General features: G+C 70.8%; 13 protein-coding genes and 1 pseudogene. 3 read left to right on the top strand and 11 right to left on the bottom strand.

What is annotated here, in order from left to right; genetic code table 11:
- Position 1 precedes the first annotated feature (1 nt).
- The 5 genes from ACFO3Q_RS04930 to ndk all read right to left on the bottom strand — a co-directional run bounded on the left by ACFO3Q_RS04930 (position 2) and on the right by ndk (position 4,045).
- Positions 2-604: a YfgM family protein gene (locus ACFO3Q_RS04930; protein WP_377003639.1), complete on the bottom strand. Its 603-nt coding sequence runs from the start codon at positions 602-604 to the stop codon at positions 2-4.
- A gap of 147 nt (positions 605-751) precedes the next feature.
- Entirely contained in the window at positions 752-1,630 is an 879-nt protein-coding gene (locus ACFO3Q_RS04925; RefSeq protein ID WP_377003522.1) for a helix-turn-helix domain-containing protein, read from the bottom strand.
- A gap of 29 nt (positions 1,631-1,659) precedes the next feature.
- A complete protein-coding gene (pilW, locus tag ACFO3Q_RS04920; protein WP_377003521.1) occupies positions 1,660-2,466 on the bottom strand; it encodes a type IV pilus biogenesis/stability protein PilW in 807 nt (268 codons plus the stop codon).
- Positions 2,453-3,616, bottom strand: a complete 1,164-nt coding sequence (gene rlmN / locus ACFO3Q_RS04915) for a dual-specificity RNA methyltransferase RlmN (RefSeq protein WP_377003638.1) — start codon at positions 3,614-3,616, stop codon at positions 2,453-2,455. The genes pilW and rlmN overlap by 14 nt, the downstream gene beginning before the upstream one ends.
- Positions 3,617-3,637: 21 nt before the next feature.
- Positions 3,638-4,045, bottom strand: a complete 408-nt coding sequence (gene ndk, locus ACFO3Q_RS04910; protein WP_377003520.1) for a nucleoside-diphosphate kinase — start codon at positions 4,043-4,045, stop codon at positions 3,638-3,640.
- A gap of 226 nt (positions 4,046-4,271) precedes the next feature.
- On the opposite strand from ndk, the gene ACFO3Q_RS04905 reads away from it, so the two are divergent.
- The 3 genes from ACFO3Q_RS04905 (at position 4,272) to ACFO3Q_RS04895 (ending at position 8,567) form a co-directional block, all read left to right on the top strand.
- The gene (locus ACFO3Q_RS04905) at positions 4,272-4,937 is read left to right on the top strand and encodes a TetR/AcrR family transcriptional regulator (protein ID WP_377003519.1); all 666 of its coding nucleotides are present in this window, start codon (positions 4,272-4,274) and stop codon (positions 4,935-4,937) included.
- Complete coding sequence (locus ACFO3Q_RS04900; RefSeq protein WP_377003518.1) at positions 4,930-7,299, top strand: 3-hydroxyacyl-CoA dehydrogenase/enoyl-CoA hydratase family protein; 2,370 nt, start codon at positions 4,930-4,932, stop codon at positions 7,297-7,299. The genes ACFO3Q_RS04905 and ACFO3Q_RS04900 overlap by 8 nt, the downstream gene beginning before the upstream one ends.
- Positions 7,300-7,370: 71 nt before the next feature.
- Complete coding sequence (locus ACFO3Q_RS04895) at positions 7,371-8,567, top strand: acetyl-CoA C-acyltransferase (protein ID WP_377003517.1); 1,197 nt, start codon at positions 7,371-7,373, stop codon at positions 8,565-8,567.
- A gap of 106 nt (positions 8,568-8,673) precedes the next feature.
- Here the strand turns inward: ACFO3Q_RS04895 and galU are convergent, their stop codons facing one another.
- The 6 genes and pseudogenes from galU to ACFO3Q_RS04865 all read right to left on the bottom strand — a co-directional run.
- A complete protein-coding gene (gene galU, locus ACFO3Q_RS04890) occupies positions 8,674-9,585 on the bottom strand; it encodes a UTP--glucose-1-phosphate uridylyltransferase GalU (protein WP_377003516.1) in 912 nt (303 codons plus the stop codon).
- Positions 9,582-11,501, bottom strand: a complete 1,920-nt coding sequence (locus ACFO3Q_RS04885; RefSeq protein ID WP_377003515.1) for a polysaccharide biosynthesis protein — start codon at positions 11,499-11,501, stop codon at positions 9,582-9,584. The genes galU and ACFO3Q_RS04885 overlap by 4 nt, the downstream gene beginning before the upstream one ends.
- Entirely contained in the window at positions 11,498-12,526 is a 1,029-nt protein-coding gene (locus ACFO3Q_RS04880; RefSeq protein WP_377003514.1) for an MraY family glycosyltransferase, read from the bottom strand. The genes ACFO3Q_RS04885 and ACFO3Q_RS04880 overlap by 4 nt, the downstream gene beginning before the upstream one ends.
- A complete protein-coding gene (gene lapB / locus ACFO3Q_RS04875) occupies positions 12,523-13,695 on the bottom strand; it encodes a lipopolysaccharide assembly protein LapB (RefSeq protein WP_377003513.1) in 1,173 nt (390 codons plus the stop codon). Before lapB ends, ACFO3Q_RS04880 begins: the two co-directional genes overlap by 4 nt.
- Positions 13,692-13,958: a lipopolysaccharide assembly protein LapA domain-containing protein gene (locus ACFO3Q_RS04870; protein WP_377003512.1), complete on the bottom strand. Its 267-nt coding sequence runs from the start codon at positions 13,956-13,958 to the stop codon at positions 13,692-13,694. Before ACFO3Q_RS04870 ends, lapB begins: the two co-directional genes overlap by 4 nt.
- Before the next feature lie 69 nt (positions 13,959-14,027).
- Positions 14,028-14,381 (bottom strand): annotated as a pseudogene (locus ACFO3Q_RS04865) (integration host factor subunit beta); the annotation flags it as partial.
- Positions 14,382-14,411 lie beyond the last annotated feature (30 nt).

Raw genomic sequence — 14,411 nt, 5'->3', positions numbered from 1 at the left:
CTCAGGCCTCCGGTGCGGCGACGGGCTGGCCGCCCAGATCGGTGAGTTTGAGTTCCACCAGCGACCGGACCGGTGCGGCGGCATCGAGATGGGTCAGCGCCTCGGCATAGGCCTCGCGCGCGGCGTCCGGGCGGTCCAGGGCGCGTTCGGCGTCGCCGCGGAGTTCCGCGGCGAGTCCGGCGAAGCGCTGGGCGCGGAGACGTCCGAGGGCGTCGAGCGCCCCCTGGGCGTCCTCGGTCGCCAGGCGCAGGCGGGCGATGCGGAGGTTCAGGAGATCGTTCAGCACGCTGTCGCCCCGCGTCGGGGGCGCATTCTCCAGCGTCGCGAGCGCGGCCGCGGCGTCGCCCTGCTCGAGCTGGGCCTCGGCCACGCGCATCGCGGCCAGCACCGCATACGGGCTGCCCGCGTGTTCGCCCTGCAGCGACCGCGCCATGTCGGCGAGCGCCGAGGGATCCTCGGAGCGCGCGGCCTGCCGCAGCGCGTCGTACTGCGCCGCCGCGTCGGCGGAACGCGAGCTCTGGTGCCCCTTCCAGCCCTGCCAGCCGAAGATCAGCGCGAGGCCGACCGCCACGCCACCCACGAGCGCGACCGCGTTGTCCCGCAGCCACTGGCGGACGCGTTCGCCCTGTTCGAATTCGTCTTGCAGTTCGATGACCGTTGCTCCATTCGTAAGCGGCGCCGCGCGACGACGCGCGACGCCTCGATGATTCGATGGGGACCGCGCGCGCCGTGTCCGGCCGCGCGGTGGACGTCAGCCGTTCGGCGGCGCCACGACGCCATCGGCGGACATGTTAAACCGAGCGACCTGCGCGCGGCGGTAGGGCGTCGTGTCGACGGGCCTGCCGCCGTTCAGCACTTCCACCTCCGGCGCGTTGCCGAGGGTGACCCGCGCGACCTCCCGGCTGGGGAAGCTGCGCGAGACGCCGGGACGCAGGATGCCCTGCTCGATGCGCTGGCCGTCGTGGCCGACGACCTCGAACCAGCTCTCGCCGTTGGCGCGCAGCACGAGCCCGTCCGCCGGCGCCGCGACGGGCGCGTCCGCCGGTGCGGCCTCCGCCGCGCCGGGCTCGGCCTCGTCCGGCGCATCCTGCACCGGGACCGGCGCGCTGCGCTGGTACGGGGTCAGCGAGGCCAGCAGCGGCGGCTGGACCACGGGCGTCACCACCGACGGTGTCCCGGTGGCGGCGGACTGCAGTTCGGCCGGGGTCTGGTCGAGCGGGGTCAGCGCCGCGTCGCGGCTGCTCAGGTGCTCGCGCGTGCCCAGCCAGACCGGGAGCGCGAGAACGACCGTGATGGCGACGTACACCAGGTTGCGCGCGGAACGGTCGAGGGTGCGCCGGAAGCGCGAGGTCTGGCTCATCGTCACCAGCGGCGGCGGCTCCGGCGGCCGCGCCGCGGCCACGGCGTCGACCTCCTCGCGCGGCACGCCGACCAGCCGCGCATAGCTCATGAGCTGGCCGCGCAGGTGGATGCCGCCGGGCAGGCTGGCCCATTCGCTGCGGTCGATCAGGTCGATGACCCGCCGCGGCAGGTGCAACTGTCTGGACGCGTCCTCGACACTCAGACCCCGCGCCTCCCGCGCGCGTCGAAGCCGGAGTCCGAGTGGCTCGGTCTGGTGCTCGTTCGACATGGACGGATGTTCCAGACTCATGGCAAGGCTCAACCTCCCGGTACGGTCGCGTTGTGTTCGGGGAATTCGGTCCGGAGCCGCTCACGATAGCGCTGTGCGGCCCGCATGTCTCCCAGCGCCTCCTCGATCCGCCCGCCGAGCTCCAGCGTGTCCGCCGTCGCCGGCCCGGCGCCCTTGCGGCGCTCGATGAAGGCGCGCGCGCTCAGGTACTCGCCGCGGGCGTAGCTGAGCCGCGCGAGCTGCTCCAGCGCGTGCGCGTCGTCCGGGCGCAGCTCCACGGCCCTGCGGAAATACTCCTCGGCGCGGGCCTGGTTGCCGGCCTGCAGTGCACAGGCGCCCGCGTTCGCCAGGGCGGCGCCCGGCGAGCGGTAGAAGGGGTCGTCGAGCGCGCGCGCGAACCACGCGTCCGCCTCGGCGGCGCGCCCGTTGCGGCAGAGCCAGGCGCCGTAGTTGTTGAGGACCCCGCCGTCGTTCGGCGCCAGCCGGGTGGCGCGCTCGTAGTGACGCTCGGCGAGATGGGGACGCCCGACCTGCTCGTAGACGACGGCGATCATGGTGTGGGCGTCGGCCGAGCCGGGATCGAGTTCCAGCGCGCGGTTCAGCCGCTGCAGCGCGACCTCGGGCTCCCCGCGCTCGAGATAGCCGCGCGCGAGGCCGACGTTGGTCTCCGCCGCGCGCTGCGGGTCGGCGCGTTCGTTCGAGCGGAGCTGGCGCGGCGCAGGCCGGTCGGGCGGGACCTGGCGCGAGTTGGGCTCCATGAGCATGGAGGGCTTGCTGCTGCACGCGGCGGCAAGCAGGGCTGCGGCCACGACTACGGCGAGATCACGCAGCCGCATGCCGGTCGCCTCCCTCGAGCTTGCGCTTGAACTCGGCCTGGCGCCGGGTACGGTCCATCACCTGCCCCTTGAGCTGCCCGCAGGCGGCGTCGATGTCGTCGCCGCGGGTGCGGCGGACCAGGGTGATGATGCCGGCCTTCTGCAGCACCTCCTGGAAGGCGCGGATGGTGGCGTCGTCGCTGCGTTCGTAGCGCGTGCCGGGGAAGGGATTGAACGGGATCAGGTTCACCTTGCTCGGCACCTTGCGCATCAGCTTGACCAGCTGGCGCGCCTGCTCCACCGAGTCGTTGACCCCGCGCATCATCGTGTACTCGAAGGTCACCGTGGACCGCGGCTTGCGCGCGACGTAGCGCTGGCAGGCGGCGATGAGCTCGGCGATCGGGTACTTCTTGTTGATCGGCACCAGTTCGGTGCGCAGGTCGTCGGTCGGCGCGTGCAGCGAGACCGCCAGGGACACGTCGCTCTCCGCGCCGAGGCGGTCGATCTGCGGCACGAGACCGGAGGTCGAGAGGGTGACGCGCCGGTTGGCGAGGCCCAACCCCAGGTCGTCGCGCATGACGCTCATCGCGCGCACGACGTTGTCGAAGTTCAGCAGCGGCTCCCCCATCCCCATCATCACCACGTTGGTGAGCTTGCGGATGCCGTGCGGCACGTTGCCCAGGTGGCGCGCGGCGATCCACACCTGGCCGATGATCTCGGCCGCCGACAGGTTGCGGTTGAAGCCCTGGGTCGCGGTCGAGCAGAAGCTGCAGTTGAGGCCGCACCCCACCTGGGACGAGACGCAGAGCGTGCCGCGGGTCCGGTCGGGGATGAAGACGGTCTCGACGGCGTTGCCGCCGTCCATGCCGAGCAGCCACTTGTGGGTGCCGTCGGCCGAGGGCTTCTCGAAGAGGATCTTCGGCGGGACCACCTCGGCGTGCTCCTCGAGCTTGGCGCGCAGCGCCTTGCCGAGGTCGGTCATGTTCGCGAACTCGGTCTCGTGACGGTGGTAGATCCACTTCATCACCTGGTGCGCGCGGAAGGTCTTCTCGCCGAGGGTGTCGGCGAAGAAGCGCTCCATGCCCTCGCGGTCGAGGTCGAGCAGGTTCGTGCGGGTGGAAACCGTAGTCACGTGGGCGGACCGGATTCGAGGAGACCGCGCCGGCAGGATGCCGGCGCGGGTGAAGCGGGTTCAGCGACCGAAGAAGTACTCGATCTCGGTCTTGGCGGTGTCCGGGCCATCGGAACCATGCACGGCATTGGCGTCGATGGACTCGGCGAAGTCGGCGCGGATGGTGCCCGGCGCGGCGTCCTTGGGGTTGGTCGCGCCCATGAGCTCGCGGTTCTTGGCGATGGCGTTCTCGCCCTCGAGAACCTGGATCATCACCGGGCCCGACACCATGAAGTCGACCAGCGCCTTGAAGAACGGGCGCTCGCGATGCACCGCGTAGAAGCCCTCCGCCTCCTCCCGCGACAGCTGCGCCATGCGCGCCGCCACGATCTTGAGGCCGGCCTTCTCGAAGCGGGTGTAGATCTCGCCGATGACGTTCTTGGCGACGGCGTCGGGCTTGATGATGGAAAGGGTGCGTTCCTGCGCCATGGTTCGGGTCGAACTCCTGCAACGTGTTGGTGGGCCCGCCGCTTGCGACGCCGACGACGAAACCGCCGAAGTATCGGCGGATCGCAGGCTTAGCGGAAATTCGCGAGGAATTCTAGCGGATCGTCGACGTGGCGCATACGGTCCGTTCCGCTCTTTTGGCGATTTGATTCAGTCCCGCCGCGGGGCGTACGATGAAACACATGTTTGAATCGAACGTTCGCTGGCCGTGAATGCGGCGCCCCAGTTCAGCACCAAGGAGCGCATCCTCGGCGCCGCGGAGGAGCTGTTCGCGCAGCAGGGCTTCGCAGGCACCTCCCTGCGCGAGGTGACCCGGCGCGCCGACGTCAACATCGCCGCCGTCAACTACCACTTCGGCTCCAAGGAGAACCTCGTCAACGAGGTGTTCCGGCGGCGCATGGACGACATGAGCGCGCGCCGCCTGCAGGCCCTGCACAGGGCCGTGGCGCGCGATCCGTCGGACCTCGAGGGCATCCTCGCCGCCTTCATCGAGCCGCCCCTGGCGCTGGCCATCGACCGCTCCGGCTCCGCCTTCGTCCGCATCATCGCCCGCGCCTACGCCGAGAAGAACGACGGGCTGCGGCGCTTCCTCTCCGACAACTACGGGCACGTGCTGCGCGAGTTCGCCCGCGCGATCGCCGTCGCTCTCCCGGAGCTCGACCGCGACGACCTCTACTGGCGCCTCGACTTCACCGCCGGCGCGCTCACCTACGCGATGGCCGACTTCGGCATCACCCAGCGCGCCGACGGCCGCTCCGAAGCGGCCCACTGCCGCGACGCGGCGCAGGCGCTCATCCAGTTCGCCGCGGCCGGCCTGCGGGCACCCCGCACCCTGAGAACCGATCCAGAACAAGGACTTGAGAAACATGCCTAAAGCAATTCCTGTCCGCCGCGCCGCCGTCCTGGGCGCCGGTGTCATGGGCGCGCAGATCGCCGCGCACCTGGTCAACGCAGGTGTGGACACCATCCTGTTCGACCTGCCCGCGAAGGAGGGCAACCCGAACGGCGTCGTCGAGAAGGCCATCGCCGGTCTCGCCAAGCTGTCGCCCTCCCCGCTCGCCCACAAGGACCTCGCGCGGCGGATCGTGCCGGCGAACTACGACCAGCACCTCGACCTGCTCGCGGGCTGCGACCTGGTGATCGAGGCCATCGCGGAGCGCATGGACTGGAAGAAGGCGCTCTACGAACGCATCGAGAACCACGTCGCGCCGCACGCGGTGCTGGCGACCAACACCTCGGGCCTCGGCATCGACGAACTCGCGAAGGTGCTGCCCGAGGCCCTGCGCGCCCGCTTCTGCGGCGTGCACTTCTTCAACCCGCCGCGCTACATGCACCTGGCCGAGCTGATCCCCGGGTCGGCCACCTCGCGCGAGGTCCTGGAGGGGCTCGAAGCCTTCCTGGTGACGACGCTCGGCAAGGGCGTGGTCTACGCGCGCGACACCCCGAACTTCATCGGCAACCGCATCGGCGTGTTCTCGATGCTCTCCGCCATGCACCACACCGAGGCCTTCGGCCTGGGCTTCGACGTCGCGGACGCGTTGACCGGTCCCGGCATCGGTCGCCCGAAGTCGGCGACCTATCGCACGGCGGACGTGGTGGGACTGGACACCCTCGCCCACGTCGTCAGGACGATGGCCGATACCCTCCCGGACGACCCCTGGCATCGCTATTTCAGGACGCCGGAGTGGCTCGCGGCGCTGATCGAGAAGGGCGCGCTCGGGCAGAAGGCCGGCGCGGGGATCTACCGCAAGGCCGGCAAGACCATCCAGGTGCTCGACCTCGCGAAGCAGGACTACCGCGACGCGGACGCGCAGCCCGACGCGGAGGTCGCGGAGCTGCTCAGGATCAAGGATCCGGCCGAGAAGTTCGCGCGCCTGCGCGGCAGCGCGAACCCGCAGGCGCAGTTCCTGTGGGCGATCTTCCGCGACCTCTTCCACTACAGCGCCTATCACCTGAAGGACATCGCGCAGACCGCGCGCGACGTCGATCTGGCGATCCGCTGGGGCTACGGCTGGAAGATCGGCCCGTTCGAGACCTGGCAGGCCGCCGGCTGGAAGCAGGTGGCGGGCTGGATCGAGGAGGACATCCGAGCCGGCAAGGCCATGTCCGACGCGCCGCTCCCCGCCTGGGTGGGCGCCCGCGAGGGCGTGCACGGTGCCGACGGCAGCTACGGGCCGGAGGCGGACCGGCCGCTCGGCCGCTCCGGCCTCGCGGTCTACGCGCGGCAGCGCTTCCCCGACCCGGTGCTCGGGGAGCGTGCGCCGCAGGGCGAGACGGTGATGGAGACCGATGCCCTGCGCGTGTGGCATGACGGCGACGGCATCGCCGTCGCCTCCTTCAAGACCAAGATGAACACCGTCTCCGACGGCGTGCTCGACGGCCTGCAGGAGGCCGTGGCGCTGGCCGAGAAGGACTTCGACGGTCTGGTGATCTGGCAGCACGGCGAGCAGTTCTCCGCCGGCGCCGATCTCAAGGGCGCGCTGGGCCTGCTGCAGGCGGGCAAGGTGGCCGACTTCGAGAAGATGGTCGAGAACTTCCAGGCGACCAGCCAGCGCATCAAGTACGCGCTGGTGCCGGTGGTGGCGGCGGTGCGCGGCCTCGCTCTCGGCGGCGGCTGCGAGTTCCAGATGCACGCGGCGCGCACCGTGCTCGCCATGGAGAGCTACGTCGGGCTGGTCGAGGCCGGCGTGGGCCTGCTGCCGGCCGGCGGCGGGCTGAAGGAGATCGCGGTGCGCGCGGCGGCCAAGGCGGGCCCCGGCGGCGACGTGTTCGACGCGCTCAAGCCGTGGTTCGAGACGGTCGCCATGGCGAAGGTGTCGGGCTCGGCGCGCGAGGCGCAGGCCCTGGGCCTGGCCCGGCCGGACGACGTGGTCGTGATGAACGCCCACGAACTCCTCCACGTGGCCAAGGGGCAGGCCCGCGCGCTCGCCGACGCCGGCTACCGCCCGCCCCTTCCTGCGCGGCAGATCCCGGTCGCCGGCGACGTGGGCATCGCCACCTTCAAGGCGCAGCTGGTCAACATGCTGGAAGGCCGTTTCATCTCGCAGCACGACTTCGAGATCGCCTCGCGCATCGCGACCGTAATGTGCGGCGGCGACGTCGACCGCGGGGCACTGGTGGACGAGGACTGGCTGATCCACCTGGAGCGCCGGCACTTCGTCGAGCTCGCCCAGATGGCCAGGACCCAGGAGCGCATCCAGCACACGCTCACCACCGGCAAGCCGCTGCGGAACTGACCTGCGCGGAACGAACGACACCCCTTCTTCCGCGCGCGGCCATCGGGCCGCGTACCGAACCGGAGTACTCCATGAGCAAGCAGATCCAGGACGCCTACATCGTCGCCGCCACCCGCACCCCGGTGGGCAAGGCGGGCCGCGGCGTCTTCCGCAACACCCGCCCCGACGACCTCCTCGCGCACGTGCTGCGCGCGGTCGTCGCACAGGCCCCCGGCATCGACCTGGCGCGGCTCGACGACATCATCGTCGGCTGCGCCATGCCCGAGGCCGAGCAGGGCATGAACGTGGCGCGCATCGGCGCGCTGCTGGCCGGCATCCCCGATACCGTCGGCGCGCAGACCATCAACCGCTTCTGCTCGTCCGGCCTGCAGGCGGTCGCCCTGGCGGCCGACAAGATCCGCCTCGGCGAGGCCGACCTGATGATCGGCGCGGGCACCGAGAGCATGTCGATGGTGCCGATGATGGGCAACAAGGTCGCGATGAACCCCGCGATCTACCGCGACGAGAACGTCGCCATCGCCTACGGCATGGGCATCACCGCGGAGAAGGTCGCCGAGCAGTGGAAGGTCTCGCGCGAGGACCAGGACGCCTTCGCCCTCGCCTCGCACCACAAGGCGATCCGCGCGATCGAGGCCGGCGAGTTCCGCGAGGAGATCACCCCCTACGAGGTGCAGTCGCGCCAGCCGGACCTGGGACGCCACGCGGTGTCGGAACGCAGCCGTACCGTCGACACCGACGAGGGCCCGCGCGCGGACACCACGATCGAGGCGCTGGCCCGTCTGCGGCCGGTGTTCCGCAACGGCGGCAGCGTCACCGCGGGCAACTCCTCGCAGACGTCCGATGGCGCGGCCGCCGTGCTGCTCGCGTCGGAGAAGGCGATCAAGGACTACGGGCTGACCCCGCTGGCACGCTTCCACGGCTTCTCCGTGGCCGGCGTCAAGCCCGAGATCATGGGCATCGGCCCGATCGCGGCCATCCCCAAGGCCCTCGCCCGCACCGGAATCCGCCAGGAGCAGCTGGACTGGATCGAGCTCAACGAGGCCTTCGCGGCGCAGGCGCTCGCCGTCATCCGCGACGTGGGCCTCGATCCCGACAAGGTCAACCCGCTGGGCGGCGCCATCGCCCTCGGCCACCCGCTGGGCGCGACCGGCGCGATCCGCGTGGCGACGCTCGTGCATGGACTGCGCCGACGCCAGCAGAAGTACGGCATGGTGACCATGTGCATCGGCACCGGCATGGGCGCGGCCGGGATCTTCGAGGCGCTCTGACGCGCCTCCTCTTCCTGTCTAGCAGAACGAAGAACGGCGCCCCTGGGGCGCCGTTCTTCATGGTCCGTTCTGGCGGAACCGTCTTTTCCGCCCCGGGGCCGAGGGCTCAGGCCATGCCCTTCTCCGCGTCGAGCAGCGCCTGGCGCATGGCGGCCAGCGTCGACTCGCGCAGCTTGGGGTTGTCGAGCGCGAAGCGCATGTTGGCCTCGACCACGCCCTGGTGCTGGCCGCAGTCGAAGCGCGTGCCCATGAAGCGGTACGCGAGCGCGGGCTTCCGCTGCAGCAGCGTGGCGATGGCGTCGGTCAGCTGGATCTCCCCGCCGGCGCCGGGGGTGGTGTTCTCCAGCAGGTCGAAGATGCTCCCGTCGAGGACGTAGCGGCCGACCACCGCGAGCGTCGTCGGCGCCTCTTCCGGCCGGGGCTTCTCGACGATGGCGGAGATGCGCCCGAAGCGGTCCGAGAAGTCCTCGGTCGCGACGATGCCGTAGCTGCCGGTCGCCGCGCGCGGCACGTCCTCGACCGCGATGACGCTGGCCGACTCGCGCTCCGCCAGGTCGGCCATCTGCTTGAGCGCGCCGTCGCCGCCGCGGTTCCAGATGAGGTCGTCCGGCAGCAGCACCGCGAACGGCTCGTCGCCGACGATGGGCTTGGCCTGCAGCACGGCGTGCCCGAGCCCGAGCGCCTCCGCCTGGGTCACGAACACCGCCCGGACCCCGTCGGGCAGCACGTGCCGCACCAGCTCGAGCTGCTCGGTCTTGCCCGCGCGCGCGAGCTTCTGCTCGAGCTCGTAGGCCTTGTCGAAGTAGTCGGCGACCGCGTGCTTGTAGCGGTTGGTCACGAAGATCAGGGTGTCGCAGCCCGCTTCGATCGCCTCGTCCACCGCATACTGGATCAGCGGTCTGTCGACGATCGGCAGCATCTCCTTGGGAACCGTCTTGGTCGCCGGCAGGAAGCGGGTGCCGAGGCCCGCCACGGGAAAGACGGCTTTGCGGATGCGCTTGCTTCGGGCTTCTGTCATTGGGTGGACACGTCCTTTCTTCTCAGGGGGAATGGCGTGACGACGGCGCTCGCGCTCGGGCTGCCTTCAGCGGCATCCGGCCGGTAGTCGGGCATGGTGTCCTGGAGCAGTTGCCGGAGCGTGTCGTCGTCGCAGCGGGCCACGGCCTCCTCCGCCGCCACGAGCGCCGCCCTGAGCGCCACCGGGTCGATGTGGCGGGGCAGCGCCTGCATGATCTTGGCGTGGGCCGTGCCGCGATAGTCTTCATCGGCGTGGAAGAGGGTCTCGTGAAGGCGCTCCCCCGGCCGCAGCCCCGTGTACTCGATGGGGATCTCGCTGCCGGGACGCTTGCCCGCGAGCCGGATCATCTGCTCGGCGAGCACCCGGATCGGCACCGGCTCGCCCATGTCCAGGGTGTAGATCGCCTCCTGGGAGTCCATCGCCGCCGCCTGCAGGATCAGCTGGCAGGCCTCGGGAATGGTCATGAAGTAGCGGGTGACCTCGGGATGGGTGACCGTCACCGGACCGCCGCTGCGGATCTGCTCGCGGAACAGCGGGACCACGCTGCCCGCCGAGTCCAGCACGTTGCCGAAGCGCACCGTGACGAACTGCGTGGTCGCGCCCTGCGCGAACATCTGGCAGGCGAGCTCGGCGAGCCGCTTGGAGGCGCCGAGCACGTTGACCGGGTTCACCGCCTTGTCGGTCGAGATGAGCACGAAGGTTCCCACGCCGGTCTCGCGCGAAAGACGCGCCATCGTCGCCGTCGCCAGCGTGTTGTTGCGCACCGCTTCGCGGACGTGCTCCTCGAGCAGGGGGACCTGCTTGTAGGCGGCGGCGTGGAAGACCGCCTGCGGACGCGTCCGGCGGAGCGTGCGGCGCATCAGCGCGGTGTCGCCGCAGTCGCCGAGGACCGGCAGCACCTGAAGATCCGGATGGGTCTCCTGCAGCTCGGTGGCGATCCTCAGGAGCAGGAGCTCGGAACGCTCGACCAGGATCAGGCGCGCCACGCCCAGCTGGGCGCACTGCCGGCACAGCTCGGAGCCGATCGAGCCGCCCGCGCCGGTCACCAGCACCGCGCGCCCACCGATCCAGCGCCTGACCGGCGCCCACTCCGGCAGCACCGGGTCGCGCCCGAGGAGATCCTCGATCGCCACCTCCTTGAGCTCGCCGGGCGCGTAGCGGCCTTCCAGCACGTCGTCGAGCCGGGGCACGGTGCGGAACGGCAGGCCCGTCTCGTCGCAGCGCGCGACGATCTCCCGCATCTGCTCGGGCGTGGCCGACGGCATGGCGATGACCAGCATGCCGGCGGCGGTCTCGTGCGCGATCTCGCCGAGACCGTCGATGCCGCCGAGAACGGGGACGCCGTGGACCTTGGCGCCGTGCAGGCGCCTGTCGTCGTCCAGCAGCCCGATCGGCGCATACCGCGGATCGCGCTGCAGGTCGCGCAGCAGGGCCTCGCCCGCATGCCCGGCGCCCAGCACGAGCAGGCGCACGCGGCTCTCGCCCCCGGTCCGCCGCATCTGGCCGTCCTTCCAGGTCCGGTACAGCAGGCGCGGGGTGCCCAGCAGGAAGGCCAGCGTCAGCGGATACAGCGCGAGGACCGTCCGCGGCAGCTCCTCCGCGCGATAGTTGAAGAAGAGCGCCACGAGGATCAGTACCGCACCGATCACCGACGCCTTGAGAATGTTGATCAGGTCCGGGACGCTCGCGAACCGCCATAGGCCTCGATAGAGGCCGACCCGCCAGAACACCAGGCCCTGCAGGGCCAGCACCAGCAGGACCTGGCCACGCAGATGCTCCAGGGACGGACCGCCCTCGGCGTAGCTGTAGCGCAGGAGCATGAGCCCGACCCAGCAGGCGCCGGCCCAGGCGAGGTCGTGGACGATGATCGCCAGCCGCGGCCCCCACGGCGAGAAACGCTCGCGCAGCAAGTTCATCCAGCCACCCGACGCGCTCCGGCCCGGAGCCGGCGACGCGTCCACATCCAGATGGCCGCACCGCTAGTCATGACGATCACGCTCACGCTCAACTGCCATTCGAAGGGAAGCTGCACCAGATACGACGCGAGCAGGCAAACCGTCGCGGTCCAGAGCGCATAGGCCCGCGTCACGGGCCAGTGGCGTGCGCAGCGGCGCGCCATCCATTGGTAGAGGTGCTCGCGGTGCCCCTCCCACCAGGTGCGGCGCTGGAGTATCCGCTTCAGCAGGGTCAAGCCAGCGTCAAGCCCGAATGCACTCACCGCCAACAGCGCGAGAGGCCACGACAGCTGCCCGTCCTGCACGGTCCATACCAGCAGGGCGGCCAGCAGGAACCCGAGCGCACCGCTTCCCACGTCGCCCATGAAGATGCGCGCACGCGGTGCGTTGAAGGGAAGGAAGCCGGCGACGCCCGCCGCGAGCACCGCCGCCACGGAGGCCGCGGCGGTGGGCCATGCGAGCAGCGCGATGAATGCCGCGACCAGGAGCGCCTGCGATCCCGCGAGGCCGTCGATTCCGTCCATGAAATTCCACGCGTTGACCAGGCCGGTCACGAAGAAGACCGCGATGCACAGCAGAGCCAGCGACGGCAGGTCGGTGGGCACGCCGATCAGGGCGGCGCAGCATACCCCGGCGGCAAGCAGGTGGACGAGCAGACGCCAGCGCGCCGGCACCGACCGGACGTCGTCGGCCGCGCCGATGCCCGCGACCATCGCCAGCCCGATGCCGACGGCCGCGAACTGCGCGGCGTGCGCCGGCTGCAGTGCGGCACCTGCCAGGATGCCGAGCAGCGCGACGACGACGAAGCCGATGCCGCCGGCCCGCGGCGTCGCCACGACGTGGGAGCGGCGCCGCCCCGGCAGGTCCAGGATGCGCCTGCGCAGCGCCCAGCTCCGTACCGTCCAGGTGATCGCGGCCGAGACGGCCGCGGCGACGGGCAGCGCCAGAAGCGGCAGCGCGACGGCAGCGGGCTCGGCCGCGGTCAATCGCTCACCATGTTGCGGACCGGCTTGATCGTGTCCCAGCTCTTGCAGCTGGGGCACTGCCAGTGGTGGGAACGCGCGCCGAACCCGCAACGCGAACAGCGGTAGGTCGGGCTGCGCACGATGAGCTGGTCGTTGATCTGCTTGAGCGTCTGCAGCGCCGCGGCCGGATCCGCGCCGGCATTCAGCGTCAGGTCGATCAGCGCGCCCTCTCCGCGCACCGACGGCCGCTGGCGCACCTGCGTGGTCAGAAAACGCAGCGCCGCTGCGCGGCCTTCCTCGTGCTCCAGAAGACGGGTCAGCGCGAGGATCGGCGACACCCCGCTGTAGTGCTCGATCATCTCGGAGAGGAAGGCGCGCGCACGCGCGCTTTCGGCCCGGCGCTCGTAGCACGCCAGCAGCGGGGGCAGGATCTCGGGCAGATAGTCGACGTCGTGCCGCGCCGCGCGCTCGAAGGCACGGATGGCGGCCTGGTCGTTGCCCGCAGCCACCTCCAGTCGCGCCTCGATCAGCCCCGCGCGCACGCAATGGCTGTCCGCCGCATAGGCGTCGGCAAGCTCGCGGCGCGCGCCTTCGACATCGCCGCGCAGCCGCGCCTGCTCGGCGAGCTCGCAGTGGAACTGGGCGATCAGGGGACCCATCGGCTCGTCGGCGATCGCCTCGTAGCGGCGTGCGTGCTCGATGGCCTTGGTCCAGTCGCGCTCGGCCTGGTAGATCGAGATGAGGTGCTTGAGCGCCCGCGGCGCGTGGATGCGCAACTGCACCAGGTCGCTGAAGAGCGTCTCCGCGCGGTCCAGCAGGCCGGCACGCATGTAGTCCTCGCCCAGCGCGAGGATGGCGCGCGTCTTCTGCTCGTCGGACAGGCCCGGCCGCGCGATGAGGCCCTGGTGCAGGCGGATCGCGCGGTCGACCTCGCCGCGGCGCCGGAACAGGTGACCGAGCGCGAACTGCGTCTCGAGCGTGTCCTTGTCGACCTCGGCGATCTCGAGGAAGACCTCGATCGCCTTGTCCTGCTGCTCGTTGAGGATGTAGTTGAGGCCGCGGAAATAGGTGCTCGCCAGCGTGCTCGCGCGCTGGCCCTGGACGCGAACGCCGCCGCGGCGTCCCGCCCACCAGCCGCTCGCCGCCGCCACGGGCAGCAGCGCCAGCAGGAGCCAGACGAAACCGTTCACGGTGCGGACAGGTCCGCGGCGTCCGGAGACTGGCCGTCCGCAACCGTGGCCGACGCCTGCTGGCGGAGCCTGCGCCGCAGCGGCCAGATCACGCCCAGTTCGAGCACCAGGCCGCCGACGATGGCGCCCAGCAGGAGCGCGACCAGCAGCGACAGCCCGACCGGAGCGGCCTCGATCTGCCGGAGGCCGAAGTCGAGGGCGACGGTATGGGAATTCAATGCGCCGAAGACGACCCCGATGCCGACGCACAGGATCGCGACCATCCATTGCACTATGCGCATCGCCAGGCCCTTTGCGCTCAAGAACTTGCCGCGCAGTCTAGCCGAGGCGGTTTAATTGCGGGAAGCGTCTACCGGCGCGTTGTTCACGCGCTCGCGCAGTTCCTTGCCCGGCTTGAAGTGCGGGACGTGCTTGCCCGGAAGCGCGACGGACTCGCCGGTCTTGGGATTGCGGCCGATGCGGGGCGGCCGGAAGTGCAGGGAAAAGCTGCCGAACCCGCGGATCTCGATGCGGTCGCCGTTGGCGAGCGCGCTGCTCATCATCTCCAGCAGGGTCTTGACGGAGAGATCGACGTCGTCGGCCTTCAGGTGGGCCTGCTGACGCGCGAGCGTCTCGATCAGTTCGGACTTGGTCATCGAGGACATGGGGTGGACACGGCCATGAAGGTCCCGCGGCCCGGCTGAGCCGGGCCGCGGGCGGTCTTGCTTGGAACGGCA

It is taken from the genome of Coralloluteibacterium thermophilum (genome assembly GCF_042654365.1).
GTDB classification, from domain to species: Bacteria; Pseudomonadota; Gammaproteobacteria; order Xanthomonadales; family Xanthomonadaceae; genus Coralloluteibacterium; species Coralloluteibacterium thermophilum.
Note: the sequence above shows the minus strand (reverse complement) of the source record. Positions and strands in the feature narration are given on the sequence as shown.